General features: G+C 59.5%; 17 protein-coding genes. 7 read left to right on the top strand and 10 right to left on the bottom strand.

Annotation, left to right across the window (positions count from 1 at the left end):
- Positions 1 to 117: 117 nt before the first annotated feature.
- The 6 genes from era to lptF form a co-directional block, all read right to left on the bottom strand.
- On the bottom strand, positions 118 to 1,020 hold the full coding sequence (era, locus tag AB4P97_RS00765) for a GTPase Era (protein WP_042557789.1): 903 nt from the start codon (positions 1,018 to 1,020) through the stop codon (positions 118 to 120).
- On the bottom strand, positions 1,013 to 1,702 hold the full coding sequence (rnc, locus tag AB4P97_RS00760) for a ribonuclease III (protein WP_042557788.1): 690 nt from the start codon (positions 1,700 to 1,702) through the stop codon (positions 1,013 to 1,015). Before rnc ends, era begins: the two co-directional genes overlap by 8 nt.
- A gap of 169 nt (positions 1,703 to 1,871) precedes the next feature.
- A complete protein-coding gene (lepB, locus tag AB4P97_RS00755; protein WP_042557787.1) occupies positions 1,872 to 2,726 on the bottom strand; it encodes a signal peptidase I in 855 nt (284 codons plus the stop codon).
- 5 nt (positions 2,727 to 2,731) lie between these two features.
- A complete protein-coding gene (lepA, locus tag AB4P97_RS00750; protein WP_042557786.1) occupies positions 2,732 to 4,531 on the bottom strand; it encodes a translation elongation factor 4 in 1,800 nt (599 codons plus the stop codon).
- A gap of 172 nt (positions 4,532 to 4,703) precedes the next feature.
- Positions 4,704 to 5,765 (bottom strand): LPS export ABC transporter permease LptG, encoded by a 1,062-nt coding sequence (gene lptG, locus AB4P97_RS00745; protein ID WP_042557785.1) that lies wholly within the window; start codon positions 5,763 to 5,765, stop codon positions 4,704 to 4,706.
- Positions 5,758 to 6,879 carry an LPS export ABC transporter permease LptF gene (gene lptF, locus AB4P97_RS00740; protein ID WP_042557784.1) on the bottom strand — a complete coding sequence of 374 codons (1,122 nt, stop codon included), beginning with the start codon at positions 6,877 to 6,879 and terminating at the stop codon, positions 5,758 to 5,760. Before lptF ends, lptG begins: the two co-directional genes overlap by 8 nt.
- Before the next feature lie 474 nt (positions 6,880 to 7,353).
- Here lptF and AB4P97_RS00735 point away from each other — a divergent pair, with 474 nt between their 5' ends.
- From AB4P97_RS00735 to rlmF, 5 genes are all read left to right on the top strand, one after another.
- Positions 7,354 to 8,844: a leucyl aminopeptidase gene (locus AB4P97_RS00735; RefSeq protein ID WP_042557783.1), complete on the top strand. Its 1,491-nt coding sequence runs from the start codon at positions 7,354 to 7,356 to the stop codon at positions 8,842 to 8,844.
- A 57-nt stretch (positions 8,845 to 8,901) separates the two neighbouring features.
- A complete protein-coding gene (locus AB4P97_RS00730; protein WP_042557782.1) occupies positions 8,902 to 9,330 on the top strand; it encodes a DNA polymerase III subunit chi in 429 nt (142 codons plus the stop codon).
- 8 nt (positions 9,331 to 9,338) lie between these two features.
- Positions 9,339 to 9,734, top strand: coding sequence for a hypothetical protein (locus AB4P97_RS00725; RefSeq protein WP_047299840.1), 396 nt, complete (start codon positions 9,339 to 9,341; stop codon positions 9,732 to 9,734).
- Positions 9,735 to 9,860: 126 nt separating this feature from the next.
- Positions 9,861 to 12,707: a valine--tRNA ligase gene (locus tag AB4P97_RS00720; RefSeq protein WP_042557780.1), complete on the top strand. Its 2,847-nt coding sequence runs from the start codon at positions 9,861 to 9,863 to the stop codon at positions 12,705 to 12,707.
- Positions 12,708 to 12,863: 156 nt separating this feature from the next.
- Positions 12,864 to 13,883 (top strand): 23S rRNA (adenine(1618)-N(6))-methyltransferase RlmF, encoded by a 1,020-nt coding sequence (gene rlmF, locus AB4P97_RS00715; protein ID WP_047299839.1) that lies wholly within the window; start codon positions 12,864 to 12,866, stop codon positions 13,881 to 13,883.
- A 189-nt stretch (positions 13,884 to 14,072) separates the two neighbouring features.
- Here rlmF and AB4P97_RS00710 read toward each other — a convergent pair whose 3' ends face one another.
- Positions 14,073 to 14,354 carry an HU family DNA-binding protein gene (locus AB4P97_RS00710; protein WP_003221909.1) on the bottom strand — a complete coding sequence of 94 codons (282 nt, stop codon included), beginning with the start codon at positions 14,352 to 14,354 and terminating at the stop codon, positions 14,073 to 14,075.
- A 395-nt stretch (positions 14,355 to 14,749) separates the two neighbouring features.
- Here AB4P97_RS00710 and yejK point away from each other — a divergent pair, with 395 nt between their 5' ends.
- Together yejK and AB4P97_RS00700 are read left to right on the top strand one after the other, a co-directional pair.
- Positions 14,750 to 15,754 (top strand): nucleoid-associated protein YejK, encoded by a 1,005-nt coding sequence (yejK, locus tag AB4P97_RS00705; protein ID WP_042557778.1) that lies wholly within the window; start codon positions 14,750 to 14,752, stop codon positions 15,752 to 15,754.
- Positions 15,754 to 16,104 carry a glutaredoxin family protein gene (locus AB4P97_RS00700; RefSeq protein ID WP_008083649.1) on the top strand — a complete coding sequence of 117 codons (351 nt, stop codon included), beginning with the start codon at positions 15,754 to 15,756 and terminating at the stop codon, positions 16,102 to 16,104. The genes yejK and AB4P97_RS00700 overlap by 1 nt, the downstream gene beginning before the upstream one ends.
- 51 nt (positions 16,105 to 16,155) lie before the next feature.
- Here AB4P97_RS00700 and AB4P97_RS00695 read toward each other — a convergent pair whose 3' ends face one another.
- The 3 genes from AB4P97_RS00695 to AB4P97_RS00685 form a co-directional block, all read right to left on the bottom strand.
- The gene (locus AB4P97_RS00695; RefSeq protein WP_042557777.1) at positions 16,156 to 17,091 is read right to left on the bottom strand and encodes a glutathione S-transferase family protein; all 936 of its coding nucleotides are present in this window, start codon (positions 17,089 to 17,091) and stop codon (positions 16,156 to 16,158) included.
- 84 nt (positions 17,092 to 17,175) lie between these two features.
- Positions 17,176 to 17,478, bottom strand: coding sequence for a GIY-YIG nuclease family protein (locus tag AB4P97_RS00690; protein ID WP_042557776.1), 303 nt, complete (start codon positions 17,476 to 17,478; stop codon positions 17,176 to 17,178).
- A gap of 39 nt (positions 17,479 to 17,517) precedes the next feature.
- Entirely contained in the window at positions 17,518 to 17,988 is a 471-nt protein-coding gene (locus AB4P97_RS00685; protein WP_042557775.1) for a nuclear transport factor 2 family protein, read from the bottom strand.
- Positions 17,989 to 18,011: the final 23 nt, after the last annotated feature.

Genomic DNA, 18,011 nt, shown 5'->3' with positions numbered 1-18,011 from the left:
TGGGAGCGAGCCTGCTCGCGAAAGCGGAGTGACAGTCAACATCAATGCTGAATGTTACATCCTCTTCGCGAGCAGGCTCGCTCCCACAGTGAGTATCGGTGTTCTTGAAATCAGTGCTTACAGGTCGCCGTAACCCAGCGAACGCAATGCACGCTCGTCGTCGGACCAGCCGCCCTTCACCTTGACCCACAGGTTGAGCATGATCTTGGAGTCGAACAGCAGCTCCATGTCCTTGCGCGCTTCGGTGCCAATGCGTTTGATGCGCTCGCCCTTGTCGCCGATGATGATCTTCTTCTGGCCATCACGCTCAACGAGGATCAAGGCGTGGATGTGCAGAGTCTTGCCCTGCTGCTTGAATTCTTCGATCTCGACGGTGATCTGGTACGGCAACTCGGCGCCCATCTGACGCATGATTTTCTCGCGCACCAGTTCGGCGGCCAGGAAACGGCTGCTGCGGTCGGTGATCTGGTCTTCGGGGAAGAAGTGATCATTTTCCGGCAGGTGGTTGGCAATCACCTTTTCCAGTGCTTCAAGGTTGTGCCCGTGCTGCGCCGAAATCGGGATGATCTGCGCGTTCGGCAGCTGTTCCTGCAACCAAGACAGGTGCGGCATCAGCTCGGCCTTGTCTTCGATGCGGTCGGTCTTGTTCAGCGCGACGATCAGCGGGCCGGTCACGTACTGCACGCGCTCCAGAACCATCTGGTCTTCGTCGGTCCACTTGGTGCGGTCGACCACAAAGATCACCACGTCGACGTCTTTCAACGCCGCTGAAGCGGTCTTGTTCATGTAGCGGTTCAGCGCCTTTTCGCCACCCTTGTGCATGCCCGGGGTGTCGACGTAGATCGCTTGCACGTCACCCTCGGTCTTGATCCCGAGCATGTTGTGGCGAGTGGTCTGCGGCTTGCGCGAGGTGATCGCGAGCTTCTGGCCCAGGATGTGGTTCAGCAGCGTGGACTTGCCCACGTTGGGACGGCCGACGATGGCAACATAGCCACAGCGAGTTGCGTTTGTATCAGTCATTGCCATTCTCCACGCCCAGGGCAATCAGTGCTGCGGCGGCCGCTACCTGTTCGGCAATACGACGGCTCACACCCTGACCTCGGCTTTTTTCATTCAGTAAGACAACTTCGCATTCAACGAAGAAGGTTCGGCAGTGCGGCTCACCCTGGATATCCACCACTTCGTAACGTGGCAGGTCGCAACCGCGCGATTGCAGATGTTCCTGCAGGCGGGTCTTGGGATCCTTGTTGGTGTCGACCAGCGTCAGGCCTTCGAACTCGCCGGCCAGCCAGGCCAGTACGCGTTCGCGGGCGACGTCCATGCCGGCGTCGAGGTAAATCGCACCGATCAGCGCTTCAAGGGCGTCGGCCAGAATCGATTCGCGACGAAAACCGCCGCTTTTCAGTTCTCCGGAACCCAGACGCAGATAATCGCCGAGGTCGAAACCGCGAGCCAGTACGGCCAGCGTCTCACCTTTCACCAAACGTGCGCGCAAACGCGACAACTGGCCTTCGCGGGCGAGGGGGAAGCGATCAAACAATGCTTCGCCGGCGACGAAATTGAGGATGGCGTCACCGAGGAATTCCAGGCGTTCGTTGTTGCGCCCGGCAAAACTGCGGTGCGTAAGGGCCAGGAGCATCAACTCCTGATCCTTGAAGGTGTAACCGAGCTGACGCTCGAGACGGCTTAATGAGGCGCTCACGGTTTACCCACGCTGTGTTCAAAGCTGGATTCCACCGCCATCGCCGGGATACGGCGCAGGCCTGGGACAATTAACGCTGTGTTCAAAAATTAAATCCTGGCGATTGCGAAGCCGATTGTGTCGACTCCAGAAATGCATTCGGCGCTGTGGTCAACAGCGCCGTGTGTGATTACTTGATCAGGCCAACCCGCGAGAAATTCGGCAGGTGGCTGAGTTTCGGTTCCGGCCAGCTCATCCAGACCGCGAAGGCCTTGCCGACGATATTCTGGTCGGGAACCATGCCCAGCAGATCCTTGGGAATGTTCGGATCATCCCAGTAACGGCTGTCGTTCGAGTTGTCGCGGTTGTCACCCATCATGAAGTAGTGCCCGGCAGGCACTGTCCACGTACGATCCGGCGGGGTGCGGTAGCGGCTCATTTCCTTGCGGATAAGGTGCTCGGCAGCGCCGAGTTTTTCCTTGTAGAGCTCTGCGCTGCCCAGCGTGCCCGGCTCGGAGCCGACCAGTTGCTCGGCAATCGACTCGCCATTGACGAACAGACGCTTGTCAGCGGTGTACCGCACGGTGTCGCCCGGCAGGCCCACTACACGCTTGATGTAGTTGACGGCAGGGTCGCTCGGGTAGCGGAACACCATCACATCGCCACGCTGAGGATCACCGACTTCGATGATTTTCTTGTCGATCACCGGCAGGCGGATCCCGTAAGAAAACTTGTTCACCAGAATGAAGTCGCCGACGTCCAGGGTCGGCTTCATCGAGCCGGATGGGATCTGGAACGGTTCCACCAGGAACGAACGCAGCACCAGCACGATGAACAACACCGGGAAGAACGACTTGCCGTATTCAACCAGCAGCGGTTCCTTGTTCAGTTTCTCGACCACCACCCCGTCAGGCTGGCTGACGCTGCCCTGATAGGAGGCAATGGCAGCACGCCGACGCGGCGCAAGGATCAACAGATCAAGCAACGCCAACAGGCCGCAGACGAACACGGCGATGACCAGCAACAGCGGGAAATTTAGTGACATAGGACCTAACTATCCAACCTGAGCACTGCAAGGAAGGCTTCTTGTGGAATTTCCACGTTGCCGACCTGCTTCATGCGTTTCTTACCGGCCTTTTGCTTCTCCAGCAGTTTCTTCTTACGGCTGACGTCACCACCGTAGCATTTGGCCAATACGTTCTTTCTGAGTGCCTTGACGGTTGTCCGGGCAACGATCTGACCACCAATGGCGGCCTGGATCGCGACGTCGAACATCTGACGCGGAATCAGTTCTTTCATCTTCTCGGTCAACTGGCGACCTTTGTAGTGCGAGTTGTCACGGTGCACGATCAACGCCAGGGCATCGACCTTGTCGCCGTTGATCAGCACATCCAGTTTCACCAGATTAGCCGATTGGTAACGATCGAAATGGTAGTCCAGCGAAGCATAGCCGCGGCTGGTGGATTTGAGACGGTCGAAGAAGTCCAGGACCACTTCGTTCATCGGCAGGTCGTAGGTGACCTGCACCTGATTGCCGAGGAACAGCATGTCGACTTGAACGCCACGCTTCTCGATGCACAGGGTGATGACGTTGCCCAAGTGTTCCTGCGGCACCAGAATATTGGCCCGCACGATCGGCTCGCGCATGTCTTCGATCGAAGACACATCCGGAAGCTTGGATGGGTTGTCGACGTAAATCGTTTCACCGGTTTTGAGCAGCAGCTCGAAAATTACCGTCGGCGCCGTGGTAATCAGGTCCAGGTTGTACTCGCGCTCGAGTCGCTCCTGGATGATTTCCATGTGCAGCATGCCGAGGAAGCCGCAACGGAAGCCGAAGCCCAGTGCGTCGGAGCTTTCCGGGGTGTACTGCAGCGACGAGTCGTTGAGGGTCAGCTTCTGAAGCGCTTCGCGGAAATCTTCGAAGTCGTCGGAGCTGACCGGGAACAGACCGGCGTAAACCTGCGGCTGGATGCGCTTGAAGCCTGGCAGCACTTCAACGTCCGGCGTCGAGCTCAGCGTCAGGGTGTCACCTACCGGCGCACCGTGAATGTCCTTGATGCTGGCGATGATGAAGCCCACTTCGCCGGCCTTCAGATCAGCCGTGGCGGTATGTTTCGGGTTGAACACGCCAACGCTGTCGACCAGATGGATCTTGCCGGTGGACTTGACGAGGATCTTGTCGCCCTTCTTCACGCGACCATGACGGACACGCACCAGGGAAACAACGCCCAGGTAGTTGTCGAACCAGGAATCGATGATCAACGCTTGCAGCGGATCTTCGATATTGCCGGTTGGCGCAGGAATGGTGTGCACCAGACGCTCGAGCACTTCGTCGACACCCAGGCCGGTTTTGGCGCTGCAGGTGACGGCGTCAGTGGCGTCGATGCCGATGATCTTCTCGATCTCGTCCTTGACGCGATCAGGGTCGGCCTGTGGCAGGTCGATCTTGTTCAGTACCGGCATGACCTCAAGGCCCTGCTCGATCGCGGTGTAGCAGTTGGCCACGGACTGGGCTTCAACACCCTGCCCCGCGTCGACGACCAGCAATGCGCCTTCGCATGCAGCCAGGGAACGGCTGACTTCGTAGGTGAAGTCGACGTGGCCCGGGGTGTCAATGAAGTTCAGCTGATATTTGATGCCGTCTTTGGCGGTGTAATAAAGGGTGACGCTGTGGGCCTTGATGGTGATCCCGCGTTCACGCTCCAGATCCATGGAATCCAGTACCTGGGCTTCCATTTCACGCTCGGCCAGGCCGCCGCACATCTGGATGAAGCGATCGGCCAGCGTCGACTTGCCATGGTCAATGTGGGCGATGATGGAGAAATTGCGGATATGACTCAAATCACTCACGGATCAACACTCAAAAAGGCTGCAGGCATAGCCCGCCGAAAAATAGCCGGGAATTGTACCTGATACACGGCGCAAGCGTCACGTTCACCTGTCACCCGGATTGCATGCAAAAACGCCCCGATCTGTCGACCGAGGCGTTTTCAAGGTTAAACAGTGGATGAAAACTTGTTCATCAACCGGCTCGTCTAAGCAGCCAGACACCCGCCAGCGCACAGACCCCGGCCGGTACCAGCACCGCAAACAAGGGCGAGAAACCGAACACCAGGCTCGATGGGCCGAGCAAATCCTGGACGATGCGGAAGGTGAAGCCCACCAACACACCCGTGAACACACGCTGACCCAAGGTCACCGAACGCAACGGGCCGAAGATAAAGGAGATCGCCATCAGTACCAGCGCAGCGGTAACCAGCGGCTGCAACACCTTGACCCAAAATGCCAGCCAGTAACGACCATTGCTCAGGCCCTGTTCAGCGAGATAGTGGATATAACCCCACAAACCGCTGATCGACAGCGATTCCGGCGCCATTACCACGGTGCTGAGCAATTGCGGGCTCAGTGCCACATCCCAACGCTCGGTTGGCATGTTCACGACTTCGGTGCTGCGCTCATTGAACTTGGTGGTCGACACGTCGCTGAGCTGCCAGTGATCGCCGTCGAACTCAGCCTTCTTGGCAAAGCTCGAACTCAGCAGGTGGCGCTCCTTGTCGAAGTGGTAGCGGGTCACGCCATACAACAGGCCGTTGGGTTGCACTGCGTTGATGTGGATGAACTCTTCACCCTGACGGTGCCACATGCCGTGCTTGGCGCTTTGCGCGTCGCCACTGCCCTGAGCCAGCGAGCGGTTGGCCTGGGCCATGCTTTCAGTGGCTGGCGCGACGTATTCGCCGATCAGCACGCCGGCCAGCATCAGCACCAGCATTGGCTTCATGACCGCCCACACGATACGGCCAATGGACACACCCGCGGCGCGCATCACGGTCAGCTCACTGCTGCTGGCCAGACTGCCGAGGCCAATCAGACAGCCGATCAACGCCGCCATCGGCAGCATTTCGTAAAGACGACGCGGTGCGGTCAGCAGCACGAAGCCCAGCACGTCAACCAAGGTATAGGTTTCACTGACGTCGCCCATTTCATCGATGAAGGCAAACAGTGTCGCCAGGCCGAGAATGATCGCCAGCACAGCGATGATCGCCATGAACACGCTGCTGCCGATGTAGCGGTCGAGTTTAACCACGTGCCACCTCCAGCGCAGCGGCACGACGGCTGGCCATCTTCAGGCGCAGCGGCTCCCAGTAGAGCAGGCCGAGGCCGATGAACAGGAAGATCGCATGCACCCACCACAAGCCGAGCGTCGGGTGGATCTTGCCTTTTTCAAGGGCGCCGCGCGCGGCAATCAGGATGGTCAGGTAAGCCATATAAAGAAGAATCGCCGGCAGAAGCTTGAGGAAGCGCCCTTGACGCGGATTGACTCGCGACAGCGGCACCGCCATCAGGGTCACGATAAACACCAGCAACGGCAAGGACAGGCGCCATTGCAGTTCGGTCTTGGAGCGGATGTCGTCACTGCCCAGCAAGGACGACGTCGGCATGGCGTCACGGTCGGTGACTTCTTCGCTGACGTCCGGCTTGGGCAGCAGCACGCCATAGTTCTCGTAATGAATGGCGCGGTAATCAGCCTGGCCCGGGCTGCCGTCGTAGCGATAGCCGTTATCGAGGATCAGGTAGCGATTGCCGTCGGGGCGAATTTCCTGACGACCCGACTCGGCTACCAGCACGGAAATCCCGCGGTCCTTCTGATCGGCGCCGAGGTTCTTCTGCGAGATGAACACGCCGCCCAGATTGACGCGATCATCGCTCAGGGTTTCGGTGTAAGTCACCCGAGTGCCGTCGCGCAGGGCCTGGAAGCGACCAGGCTCCAGGGTGTCGAATTCGGTCAGCGCGTCCTGCTTGTTCAGCAGCAACTGGAACTGGTTGGCACCTTGCGGCGCCAGGCCCAGGCTCAGCCATGCCACGACCAGCGCAACCAGCGTCGCCGGAAACAGGGTCATGCGCAGCAGCTTCTGCTGGCTCATGCCGGTGGCCGAGAGCACGGTCATTTCGCTTTCGAGGTACAGGCGACCGTAGGCCAGCAGGATCCCGAGGAACAGGCCCAGCGGCAGAATCAGTTGCAGGAAGCCCGGAAGGCGAAAGCCCATGATCAGGAACAGCGAGCCCGGATCGAGCTGACCGGCAGCGGCCTGCGCGAGGTATTTGATAAAGCGACCGCTCATGATAATGACCAGCAGCACCGCACTCACGGCACTGAGGGTCAACAGAACTTCGCGGGACAGATAACGGAAGACGATCAAACCAGACACTCCAGGGTTGTCAGGCTAAGGCGGCCAAACAAGCAAACACACCGACCGGCCCGCAACGCAGAGCCGTCGGAAAAAGATGCGGCATTATCCTGTGATTGAGGGCGCCTGTCACTGCGCACACTCATCCTCGCACGCAATACGTTGAAGATCGTGCAACCTAGGGGGCGCTCTCAATTAGTTTTCACACCGCGCCGAGTTGCGCCTTAAAGCCGGCCAATCTGCGTTGCAGGCCTTGGAAAGGGAACCACCATTCCCAGCGGCCTGCGCCTTGCATGGCCTGCGTTAAGGCGACAACGCGGTGTAGAAACTAATTGAGAACGCCCCCTAGGGTTGTCAGGCGCGGGGAGCGAGGTTCAAACTGCGGCCCTTGTCGCAGGCTTTGGCCTGCGCTCTTCTATTTATAAGCAGGCGAATGCGAACACCGTCGAACGCCTGCGTGTTGACCATTCATTCAGGGATCCGGACATGGAACTGGTTGTAAAAAGCGTTAGCCCAGAAACGTTGAAAACCGCCACCCTGGTGGTTGCCGTCGGCGAAGGCCGCAAACTCGGCGCTGCTGCCAAACAGGTCGACGAACTGAGCGGTGGCGCCATCAGCGCCGTCCTCAAGCGTGGCGATCTGGCCGGCAAGGTCGGTCAGAGCCTGCTGCTGCACAGCCTGCCGAACCTCAAAGCCGAGCGCGTGTTGTTGGTCGGCGTCGGCAAAGATGAAGAACTGGGCGATCGCCCGTTCCGCAAAATCGTGGCCGGCATCCTCAACACCCTGAAAGGCCTGAATGGCACCGATGCCGTGCTGGCGCTGGACGAAGTCATCGTCAAGGGTCGCGACAGCTACGGTAAAACCCGTCTGCTGGCCGAAACCCTGGTCGACGGCAAATACTGCTTCGATCAGTTCAAAAGCGTGAAAGCCGAACCGCGCGCCCTGAAAAAAATCACCCTGTTGACCATCAAGGCTGCACAAGCCGAAGTACAGCGCGCCGTGACCCACGCCACTGCAATCGCCAACGGCATGGCCTTCACCCGCGACCTGGGCAACCTGCCGCCGAACATCTGCCACCCGACGTTCCTTGGCGAGCAAGCCAAGAATCTGGGCAAAGAGTTCAAGGATCTGAAAGTCGAAGTCCTCGACGAGAAGAAGATCAAATCCCTGGGCATGGGCTCGTTCTACGCCGTCGGCCAGGGCAGCGAACAGCCGCCGCGCCTGATCGTCATGCAATACAACGGCGGCAAGAAATCCGAAAAGCCCTACGCGCTGGTCGGTAAAGGCATCACGTTCGACACCGGCGGCATCAGCCTGAAACCGGGCGCCGGCATGGACGAAATGAAGTACGACATGGGCGGTGCTGCCAGCGTGTTCGGCACCCTGCGCGCCGTACTCGAGCTGAAACTGCCGATCAACCTGGTGTGCATCCTCGCCTGCGCCGAAAACATGCCAAGCGGCAATGCGACCCGTCCGGGCGACATCGTCACCACCATGAGCGGCCAGACCGTGGAAATCCTCAACACCGACGCCGAAGGCCGTCTGGTGCTGTGCGATGCCCTGACCTACTCCGAGCGCTTCAAGCCGCAAGCGGTGATCGACATCGCCACCCTGACCGGCGCTTGCGTGGTTGCTCTGGGTGCCCATACTTCGGGCCTGCTGGGCAACAACGACGAACTGATCGGTCAACTGCTCAGCGCCGGCCAGACTGCCGACGACCGCGCCTGGCAACTGCCGTTGTTCGACGAGTATCAGGAACAGCTGGACAGCCCGTTCGCCGACATCGCCAACATTGGCGGGCCGAAAGCCGGCACCATCACGGCTGCGTGCTTCCTGTCGCGTTTCACCAAGAACCTCAACTGGGCGCACCTGGACATCGCGGGCACCGCGTGGACCAGCGGCGGCAAGGACAAGGGCGCCACTGGCCGTCCGGTGCCTCTGCTGACCCAATACCTGCTGGACCGCGCCAAAGCCTGAAACCGCTGACAAGCGGCGTCACTTTCGGGTGACGCCGCTTGCCGCTCTGGAATCGCAATGACCAAAGTCGACTTCTATATCCTGCCCAGCGCCGATCCTTCCGCGCGCCTGGACTTTGCCTGCAAGCTCACCGAAAAAGCCTGGCGCATGGGCCACCGCATCTACCTGCATTGCAGCGATGCCGCTCAGCGTGACGATCTCGATGCACGCCTGTGGGCGTTCAAGGGCGAGAGCTTCGTGCCGCATGGCCCGGCCGACAGCGAACCGGACGGTTTGATTTTCCTGGGGCTGGGCGATGACTGTGGTCAGCATCAAGACCTGCTGGTCAATCTCGACCTGAAGGTCCCGGCTTTCGCCAGCAAATTCGCCCGCGTGGCGGAAGTGGTGGTAGAAGATCCGACCATTCGCGCCGCTGCGCGGGAGAGTTTTCGCTTCTACCGCGAACAGGGCTATCCTCTGCAAGATCACCGTTTACAGCGACTCTGAGCATTCCAATGGACACTCCGAAACCGCAGCAAAAGTCCGCGCACTTGCTGGATGATCTCGAATCAATCCGCCAGTTGCTCGGCGATGACAACCTGCAACCGCCACTGCTGACCGACACGGTCGATGACGGTGAGCAGGAACAGATTCCGATGCTATTCGACTCGGTCGGCAACGTACCCCCAGCCACCGAACCGCCACCGGCACCGGTTGCGCAACCTGCAGCCTCTGTCGATAAAGGCCCGGATGCCCTCCTACACCTGGACAGCGAATTGCGCGCCGCTGCGCAATTGATCATGCAAGACGTGATCGACGACTTCGCCCCGCACATCGAAACCGAAATCAAACGCCGCCTCGATGCGCGGATGGAACGGCTACTCGCCGCAGCTACGAGCGGCAAGCTTTAAGCTGCAAGCCAAAGCCAAAGCAACCGCCACTCTCTCCTTGCAGCTTGTGGCTGGTAGCTTGCAGCTGCCCCCACGGCTATACTTCCCGGCTTTTCCTGAATAAATGCCAATAGGGTCCCGCCGCGCATGGATAAGACCTACCAGCCGCACGCCATTGAAACTTCCTGGTACAACACCTGGGAGTCCGAGAACTACTTCGCCCCGCAAGGCGCGGGCGATTCCTACACCATCATGATCCCGCCGCCGAACGTCACCGGCAGCCTGCACATGGGTCACGGTTTCAACAACGCGATCATGGATGCTCTGATCCGTTTCCGCCGCATGCAGGGTCGTAACACCCTGTGGCAGCCGGGCACCGACCACGCCGGTATCGCCACGCAGATGCTGGTGGAACGTCAACTCGAAGCCAAGGGCCAGAGCCGTCACGACCTCGGCCGCGAGAAATTCCTCGAGAAAATCTGGGAATGGAAAGATGAATCCGGTGGCAACATCAGCCGTCAGATCCGTCGCCTCGGCTCGTCCGTTGACTGGAGCCGCGAGCGCTTCACCATGGACGACGGTCTCTCCGAAGCGGTTAAAGAAGCGTTCGTGCGCCTGCACGAAGACGGTCTGATCTATCGCGGCAAGCGTCTGGTCAACTGGGACACCAAGCTGCACACGGCCATTTCCGACCTCGAAGTGGAAAACCACGACGAGAAAGGTTTCCTGTGGAACCTCAAGTACCCGCTGGCTGACGGCGCGAAAACCGCTGAAGGCAACGATTTTCTGATCGTCGCGACCACCCGTCCGGAAACCATGCTCGGCGACTCCGCCGTCGCGGTAAACCCGAACGACGAGCGCTACAAAGCCCTGATCGGCAAGTTTGTCGAGCTGCCACTGGTTGGCCGTCGCATCCCGATCATCGCCGACGATTACTGCGATCCTGAATTCGGCACCGGCTGCGTGAAAATCACCCCGGCCCACGATTTCAACGACTACGAAGTCGGTAAGCGCCACAACCTGCCGCTGCTGAACATCTTCGACAAGAATGCCCACGTACTGCCCGCCTGTCAGGTGTTCAACCTCGACGGCACGCTGAACGAGAGCATCGACGGCAAGATCCCGGCTGAATACGCCGGCCTTGATCGTTTCGAAGCGCGCAAGCAGATCGTTGCCGCGTTCGACGCCGCCGGCCTGCTGGTCAGCGTCGACGACCACGGCCTGAAAGTGCCGAAAGGCGACCGCTCCGGCACCATCATCGAGCCGTGGCTGACCGACCAGTGGTACGTGTCGACCAAGCCTTTGGCAGAGCCTGCGATTGCCGCTGTCGAAGACGGCCGCATCCAGTTCGTGCCGAAACAATACGAAAACATGTACTTCTCGTGGATGCGCGACATTCAGGATTGGTGCATCAGCCGTCAGTTGTGGTGGGGCCATCGGATTCCGGCCTGGTACGACGAGTCGGGCAAGGTCTACGTCGGTCGCGATGAAGCCGAAGTGCGTGCCAAGAACAACCTTGGCCCGGACGTTGCGCTGCAACAGGACAACGACGTTCTCGACACCTGGTTCAGTTCGGGTCTGTGGACGTTCTCCACCCTCGGCTGGCCGGAGAAAACCGAGTTCCTGAAGAAATTCCACTCCACCGACGTGCTGGTCACCGGTTTCGACATCATTTTCTTCTGGGTCGCCCGGATGATCATGATGACCATGCACCTGGTGAAGAACGAAGACGGCACGCCGCAAGTGCCGTTCAAGACCGTCTACGTGCATGGTCTGGTGCGCGACGGCCAAGGCCAAAAGATGTCCAAGTCCAAGGGCAACGTCCTTGACCCGCTGGACATCATCGACGGCATCGACCTGGAAACGCTGGTGCAGAAACGCACCTCGGGTCTGATGCAGCCGAAACTGGCGAAGAAGATCGAGAAGCAGACCCGCGACGAGTTCGCCGACGGCATCGCCAGCTATGGCACCGACGCCCTGCGCTTCACCTTCTGCTCGCTGGCGTCCACCGGTCGCGACATCAAGTTCGACATGGGCCGCGTCGAAGGCTATCGCAACTTCTGCAACAAGATCTGGAACGCCGCGCGTTATGTTCTGGATAAGGGCGAAGACTGCGGCCAGAACGGCGAAGCCTACGAACTGTCGCTGGCAGATCGCTGGATCATCTCGCAACTGCAGCGCACCGAAGCCGAAGTCACCCGTCAACTGGATCAGTTCCGTTTCGACCTCGCGGCGCAAGCGCTGTACGAGTTCATCTGGAACCAATACTGCGACTGGTATCTGGAATTGTCCAAGCCTGTGCTGTGGGACGAAAACGCTCCGGTCGAGCGCCAGCGCGGCACTCGTCGCACGCTGGTTCGCGTACTGGAAGTGGCGCTGCGTCTGGCGCACCCGTTCATGCCGTTCATCACTGAAGAAATCTGGCAGCGCATTGCACCGCTGGCCGGTATTCAGGGCAAGACGATCATGCTGCAACCTTGGCCAGTGGCCAATGAAGAGCGCATCGATCCGGCTGCCGAGAGCGACATCGAGTGGCTCAAGGAGCTGATGCTCGGCACGCGTAACATCCGTGGCGAGATGAACATCGGCCCGGGCAAACCACTGCCGATCTACCTGAAAAACGTCAGCGCCGAAGACCAGCGCCGTTTGACCGAGAACGAAGCGCTGCTGAAGAAGCTGGCGCGTCTGGAATCGATCACCGTCCTGGCCGCTGGCGAAGAAGCACCGCTGTCCGCCACCGCACTGGTCGGCGAAATGGAAGTGCTGGTGCCGATGGCCGGCCTGATCGACAAGGCTGCTGAACTGGCGCGCCTGGACAAGGAAATCCTGCGTCTGCAGGGCGAAGTCCAGCGGGTTGGCGGCAAGCTGTCCAACGCCGGTTTCGTCGACAAGGCCCCGGCCGAAGTCATCGAGAAGGAACGCGCCAAACTGGCCGAGGCTGAACAGGCCCTGGGCAAACTGGCCGAGCAGCACGCGCGGATTGCCAGCCTGTAACGGTAAATCGCAATGAAAAAGGGAGGCCCGTAATGGCCTCCCTTTTTTATGCCCGCCACACATGCCCTGCGGCATCTCCGACATGGGTTCGGCGTATAAGTCGTCAATGTGGGACAATACCCACCACTTTCAGCCATACCCGAATCGACCACGCCCATGAACGCCCCCCGTACACCTCGCCCGCCGCGCAAGAAGCCTGATTCCGCCACCTCGGCCAAAGCCGTGGAACCGCGGGAAAAGGCCAGCCTGCACCCGCGCAATCGCCATCAGGGTCGTTACGACTTCCCGGCACTGATCAAAACCACGCCGGAACTGGCGAAGTTCGTGATCACCAACCCGTACGGCAAGGAAAGCATCGACTTCGCCAGCCCCGACGCGGTGCGCGTGTTCAACCGTGCGCTGCTCAAGTCGTTCTATGGCATTCAGCATTGGGACATTCCGGCAGACTACCTCTGCCCTCCGGTTCCGGGCCGTGCCGATTACGTGCACTTTCTTGCGGACCTGCTGGCGAGCATCAACGACGGCAAGGTGCCGCGCGGCGCGATCGTCAATGTGCTGGACATCGGCATGGGTGCCAACTGCGTGTATCCGCTGATCGGCAACAGTGAATACCGCTGGCACTTCCTCGGCTCGGAAATCGACCCGACGGCCGTTGCAGCGGCCAAGGCGATTGTCCAGTCGAACGACCTGAGCAAGGTCATCCAGCTGCGCCAGCAGGAGAATCGCAAGCACATCCTGATCGGCTTGCTGGAGCCAGGCGAGCGTTTCGACCTGACCATGTGCAACCCGCCGTTCCATGCCTCGATGGACGAAGCGACCAAGGGCAGCGAGCGCAAATGGCGCGCACTGGGTAAAGCTGATCCGAAACGCAAGTTGCCGGTGCTGAACTTCGGCGGCCAGTCGGCAGAGCTGTGGTGCGAGGGGGGTGAAGCGCGTTTCGTGACGCAACTGATCGCCGAAAGCGCCAATTTCCAGCACAAGGTGCTGTGGTTCAGCACATTGGTGTCGAAAGCCTCCAACCTGCCGGCCATCGAAACCGCGCTGAAAAAGGCTGGCGTACTGGAAAGCCAGGTGGTGGAAATGTCTCAAGGGCAGAAACAGAGCCGTTTCGTGGCCTGGACCTTCCAGACCAAGTCCGAACAGCAGATCTGGCGTCGCGAGCGCTGGACGCGCTAAACATTGCATTGACCGACGCAGGTCAATTCTGCTCGCGAAGGCGGCGGGTCAGTCAACTTTAATATCGACTGACCTACCGCTTTCGCGAGCAGGCTCGCTCCCACATGGGATCGCGCGGCATTGCCAAATCGCAGACACAAAAAAACCGTGCCCGGATCGCTCCGGTGCACGGTTTTTTATTGCTGCGTCTTACTTGTTCACAGCGTCGGTCAGGCCTTTGGCCACAACCAGCTTGATCACTTTCTTCGCAGGGATTTCGATGGCAGCGCCAGTCGAAGGGTTACGGCCAGTGCGGGCAGGACGCTCGGTCACTTTCAGCTTGCCGATACCTGGCAGAGTGATTTCGCCGCCGTTTTCCAGCTGATCGGCAACGATTTGGCCCAGTTGGTCCAGAGCGTTACGCGCGGTGGTTTTCGGCGCGTCGATAGCTTCAGCGATGTCGGCGATCAGTTGGTCTTTAGTAAGAGCCATGTAGTGTTCCTTCCCTATCAAATTCATATGGATTGCAGAGTGCAGTGTCAGCCATCGAGCCCGATCTTCTGGATCTGGCACCCTCGGCGATAACCGCGACGAGTCGGGTTATAGATACCGAAATCAGGGTTTGGTTCGACCTGACAAATGCTGATTGCACGCTTAACGCAGTGACTTCGCGTAAGACCGGGCAAAACTAGCACAGAGACAAGGAAATATCCGCCTCTAGCTACCCATTTGGTCAGCTTTATTGCTCTAAACCGGTAAAAAACTGCATAAGGGCCGCACAGCGCCCAGGATTTGCCCTTCACCCGGCGCCAAAACCAGTGATTGCGGTACACTGGGCGCTTTTTCGGGGGAGCCTGCCCTCCTCCCATCCAACAGCCGAGAAGCCCATGCCGATCCGTCATTGCATCGTCCACCTGATCGACAAAAAACCCGACGGCACGCCCGCAGTTCTGCACGCCCGTGATTCTGAACTGGCGGAGTCAGCGGCCATCGAGAACATGCTCGCCGACCTCAACGAGAGCTACAACGCCAAACAGGGCAAAGCCTGGGGTCTGTTCCATCCGGAATCTGGCGCGTTCCCGTTCAGTGGCTGGCTGAAGGAGTACATGGAAGGTGGCAGGGACTTCACCGCATTCAGCAAAGTGGCGGTCGAGCATCTGCAGAAGCTGATGGAAGAGTCGAACCTGTCGGTCGGTGGCCACGTGCTGTTCGCCCACTACCAGCAAGGCATGACCGATTATCTGGCCATCGCTCTGCTGCACCACAGCGAAGGCGTGGCCGTCACCGACTCGCTGGACGTGACCCCGTCACGCCACCTCGACCTCGGCCAGCTTCACCTGGCCGCGCGGATCAACGTTTCCGAGTGGCAGAACAACAAGCAGTCCAAGCAGTACATCTCGTTCATCAAAGGCAAAAACGGCAAGAAGGTTTCGGAATACTTCCGCGACTTCATCGGCTGCCAGGAAGGCGTCGACGGCCCGGGCGAGACCCGCACCCTGCTCAAGGCTTTCAGTGACTTCGTCGAGAGCGAAGACCTGCCGGAAGAGTCCGCTCGCGAGAAAACCAAGACGCTGGTCGATTACGCCAGCAGCCAGGCGAAACTTGGCGAGCCAATGGGCCTGGAAGAGCTCTCGGAGCTGATCGACGAAGAACGCCCGAAAGCCTTCTACGATCACATCCGCAACAAGGATTACGGCCTGTCGCCAGAGATACCGGCGGACAAACGCACCTTGAATCAATTCCGTCGCTTCACCGGTCGCGCCGAGGGTCTGTCGATCAGCTTTGAGGCGCACCTGCTGGGCTCCAAGATCGAGTACGACGAAGAGAACGGCACCCTGATGATCAAGGGTCTGCCAACCTCGCTGACCGATCAGCTGAAGCGCCGCAACTGATGCTCGGCAATGTGCTGAAGAAGGTCGCGCTGGTTCTGCTGGTGGTCGTGGTTTATCAGAACTGGGGCAAGATCGAGCGGGTGTTCAACCCGTCGCAGATGGTTGCTGAGCAGACGCGGGCGCAGGCTAATGTCGTGCTCTATGCCACAGACTGGTGCGGCTACTGCAAGCAGACCAAACGCTTTCTCGACAGCAAGGGGATTGCGTTCAAGGAATTCGACATCGAGAAGGATGCCGAGGCGCGCAAGGCGTACGAGGCACTGGGTGGACGCGGGATTCCGCTGATCGATGTGAATGGCACGTTGATTCGCGGATTTGATCCGGACGAGATCCTCGCTGCCCTGAAATAACTGTGGGAGCGAGCAGGCTCGCCCCCACAGGTTTGCATCTGACTTGAAAAATCAGCGTGCTTCGATACGGAAACCGAAACGCGGGAAGTGCACATGCACCACGCCGCCACGCTCGTCTCCTCGACGCACGATCAGTTCCTCACGACCGGCAAACAGCAACTCACCCACCACCGGATCAACCCCGTAATCCGTCGCGGCAATTGCCACCTGCTGGCCTGCCTTGAACCCGTTCGGGTCAACAAACTGTTCATCCGGCAATGCCGCTGGCGTCGCATTGCGTGCAACCTCCAGCGCCTCCTCGGACGTCATTTCGCTCGCAGCGCCATGCCCGAAGCCCAACACACGTCCCAGCCACGCGACGACGGCTGGATACTCATCCACCATAGGCGCTGTCACATGGGTCGCCTTGAGAAACCACATCGGGTGCGCCAAAGCAAAGTCGGCAATCGATGGACCGCCAAACAGGAAGTCACCTTGCTCGCGCTGCAACTGCTGCTCCAGACGCGCCATGATCGTCGGCCATTGATGCTTGGCCTGCTCGGTAGACAAACGCGTGGCGCTGCCGCCACTGAACAGGCCGGCACGGTCGGCCATAAACGCCTTGATCGCTTCCGGCGGTAATTTGCCGAAACGCACGGCAACCGATTCCGGCTGGAACACCAGACTGACGGCATGCTGGAACACCACCGAGTCGGCCCACGTCGCGAAGCTGGCGGTGGTCATCTCCTGACCTTCGGGGAAAAACGACGGCTGCGCCTTCTCTTGCTCCAGGCGGCGGGCGATCAACGAAGTGTCGCAATAGATGTCAGCGCCGATCTGCAGCACTGGGGTTTTGCGATAACCACCGGTCAGGGCGGTCAGATCCGGTTTCGGCATTACCGGCGAGATATTCACCGAGCGCCAGGACAGACCTTTGAAGCCCAGCAGCAGACGGGCCTTCTCGGCAAATGGAGAGGTCGGGTAATGATGCAGAATCAACTCGGACATGCTCGGCTCCGCCGCTCAGAAAGTGAGTCGGCAGCTTAGCGCGCATTTACTTAGCAGCCTACAGATCTGGCTGATGGGAACCGATCAGTCAGATTGATAAGACGCGACCAGACACTCCTTCGCGCTCTTGCGCAGTTTTTTGATCAACCGCTCCTGCCGCAAAGCGTCGCTCTTGTCGCGACAAAGCTCGGTGTAAACCAATGCCGTGGCCGGGCTGGACAGGAAGAAGCGCGCGCCTTTGCCGCTCTGGTGCTTGGCAAAACGGCGCGCGGGATCGTTGCTGATCCCGCAATACAACGAACCGTTGGCCGCGCGCACGAGGTAGACGAACCAGGACTTGCTCACTGGCTCGACAACATCGACAGATTTTTCGCTAAGGCTGGTCACTTCGGGATCAAGACGCGTAGGAAACAGGCCGCGATCTTATCAGCGACCGGCCTGAAATGCCTTCAATCCCTTCAGCGCCTGGGCACGCACTGCGTTGCGCACCAGAGGCGTCCAGCCCAGCAGCAGACCTTTGAAACCCAAGGCCTGACGCGACCAGCGCCACAGATCGAAATGATCGTGGTGCTCGCAAATCTTGCCGTCTCGGAACACGAAGCGTGCCTGGATATCGTTGACCACGACGTTGCCGGTCTGGCTGAACAAATACGTCGCCACCCAATGCGCACCGCCGCTGCGCTCATCGGCGCGAACGTTGTCGAAAGTCAGCGAGAAGTCTTTGGCGCGGGTGGTGAGCATTCGCCACATGTCGCCAGCATCGCGCCCACGCAGCTCACCAAAGGCCGGGTCGCTGAACACCACATCGTCGGTGTAACACGCAGCCATAGCCTCGGCGTCGAGTCGCTGGAAAGCCTGATAGAAGCGGGTGATCAACGCAGCGTGGGCGTCACTCATGGGCAAACTCCAAGGAATGGACA

The organism is Pseudomonas sp. A1230, from assembly GCF_044218825.1.
GTDB lineage: Bacteria > Pseudomonadota > Gammaproteobacteria > Pseudomonadales > Pseudomonadaceae > Aquipseudomonas > Aquipseudomonas iridis.
This window is presented reverse-complemented; position numbering and strand designations above follow the sequence as displayed.

Bases quoted from the DNA above. Each gene is read 5' to 3' on its own strand.
- era (WP_042557789.1), bottom strand. From the start codon at position 1,020: ATGACTGATACAAACGCAACTCGCTGTGGCTATGTTGCCATCGTCGGC.
- lepB (WP_042557787.1), bottom strand. From the start codon at position 2,726: ATGTCACTAAATTTCCCGCTGTTGCTGGTCATCGCCGTGTTCGTCTGC.
- AB4P97_RS00735 (WP_042557783.1), top strand. From the start codon at position 7,354: ATGGAACTGGTTGTAAAAAGCGTTAGCCCAGAAACGTTGAAAACCGCC.
- AB4P97_RS00730 (WP_042557782.1), top strand. From the start codon at position 8,902: ATGACCAAAGTCGACTTCTATATCCTGCCCAGCGCCGATCCTTCCGCG.
- AB4P97_RS00725 (WP_047299840.1), top strand. From the start codon at position 9,339: ATGGACACTCCGAAACCGCAGCAAAAGTCCGCGCACTTGCTGGATGAT.
- AB4P97_RS00720 (WP_042557780.1), top strand. From the start codon at position 9,861: ATGGATAAGACCTACCAGCCGCACGCCATTGAAACTTCCTGGTACAAC.
- rlmF (WP_047299839.1), top strand. From the start codon at position 12,864: ATGAACGCCCCCCGTACACCTCGCCCGCCGCGCAAGAAGCCTGATTCC.
- AB4P97_RS00710 (WP_003221909.1), bottom strand. From the start codon at position 14,354: ATGGCTCTTACTAAAGACCAACTGATCGCCGACATCGCTGAAGCTATC.
- yejK (WP_042557778.1), top strand. From the start codon at position 14,750: ATGCCGATCCGTCATTGCATCGTCCACCTGATCGACAAAAAACCCGAC.
- AB4P97_RS00700 (WP_008083649.1), top strand. From the start codon at position 15,754: ATGCTCGGCAATGTGCTGAAGAAGGTCGCGCTGGTTCTGCTGGTGGTC.
- AB4P97_RS00695 (WP_042557777.1), bottom strand. From the start codon at position 17,091: ATGTCCGAGTTGATTCTGCATCATTACCCGACCTCTCCATTTGCCGAG.
- AB4P97_RS00685 (WP_042557775.1), bottom strand. From the start codon at position 17,988: ATGAGTGACGCCCACGCTGCGTTGATCACCCGCTTCTATCAGGCTTTC.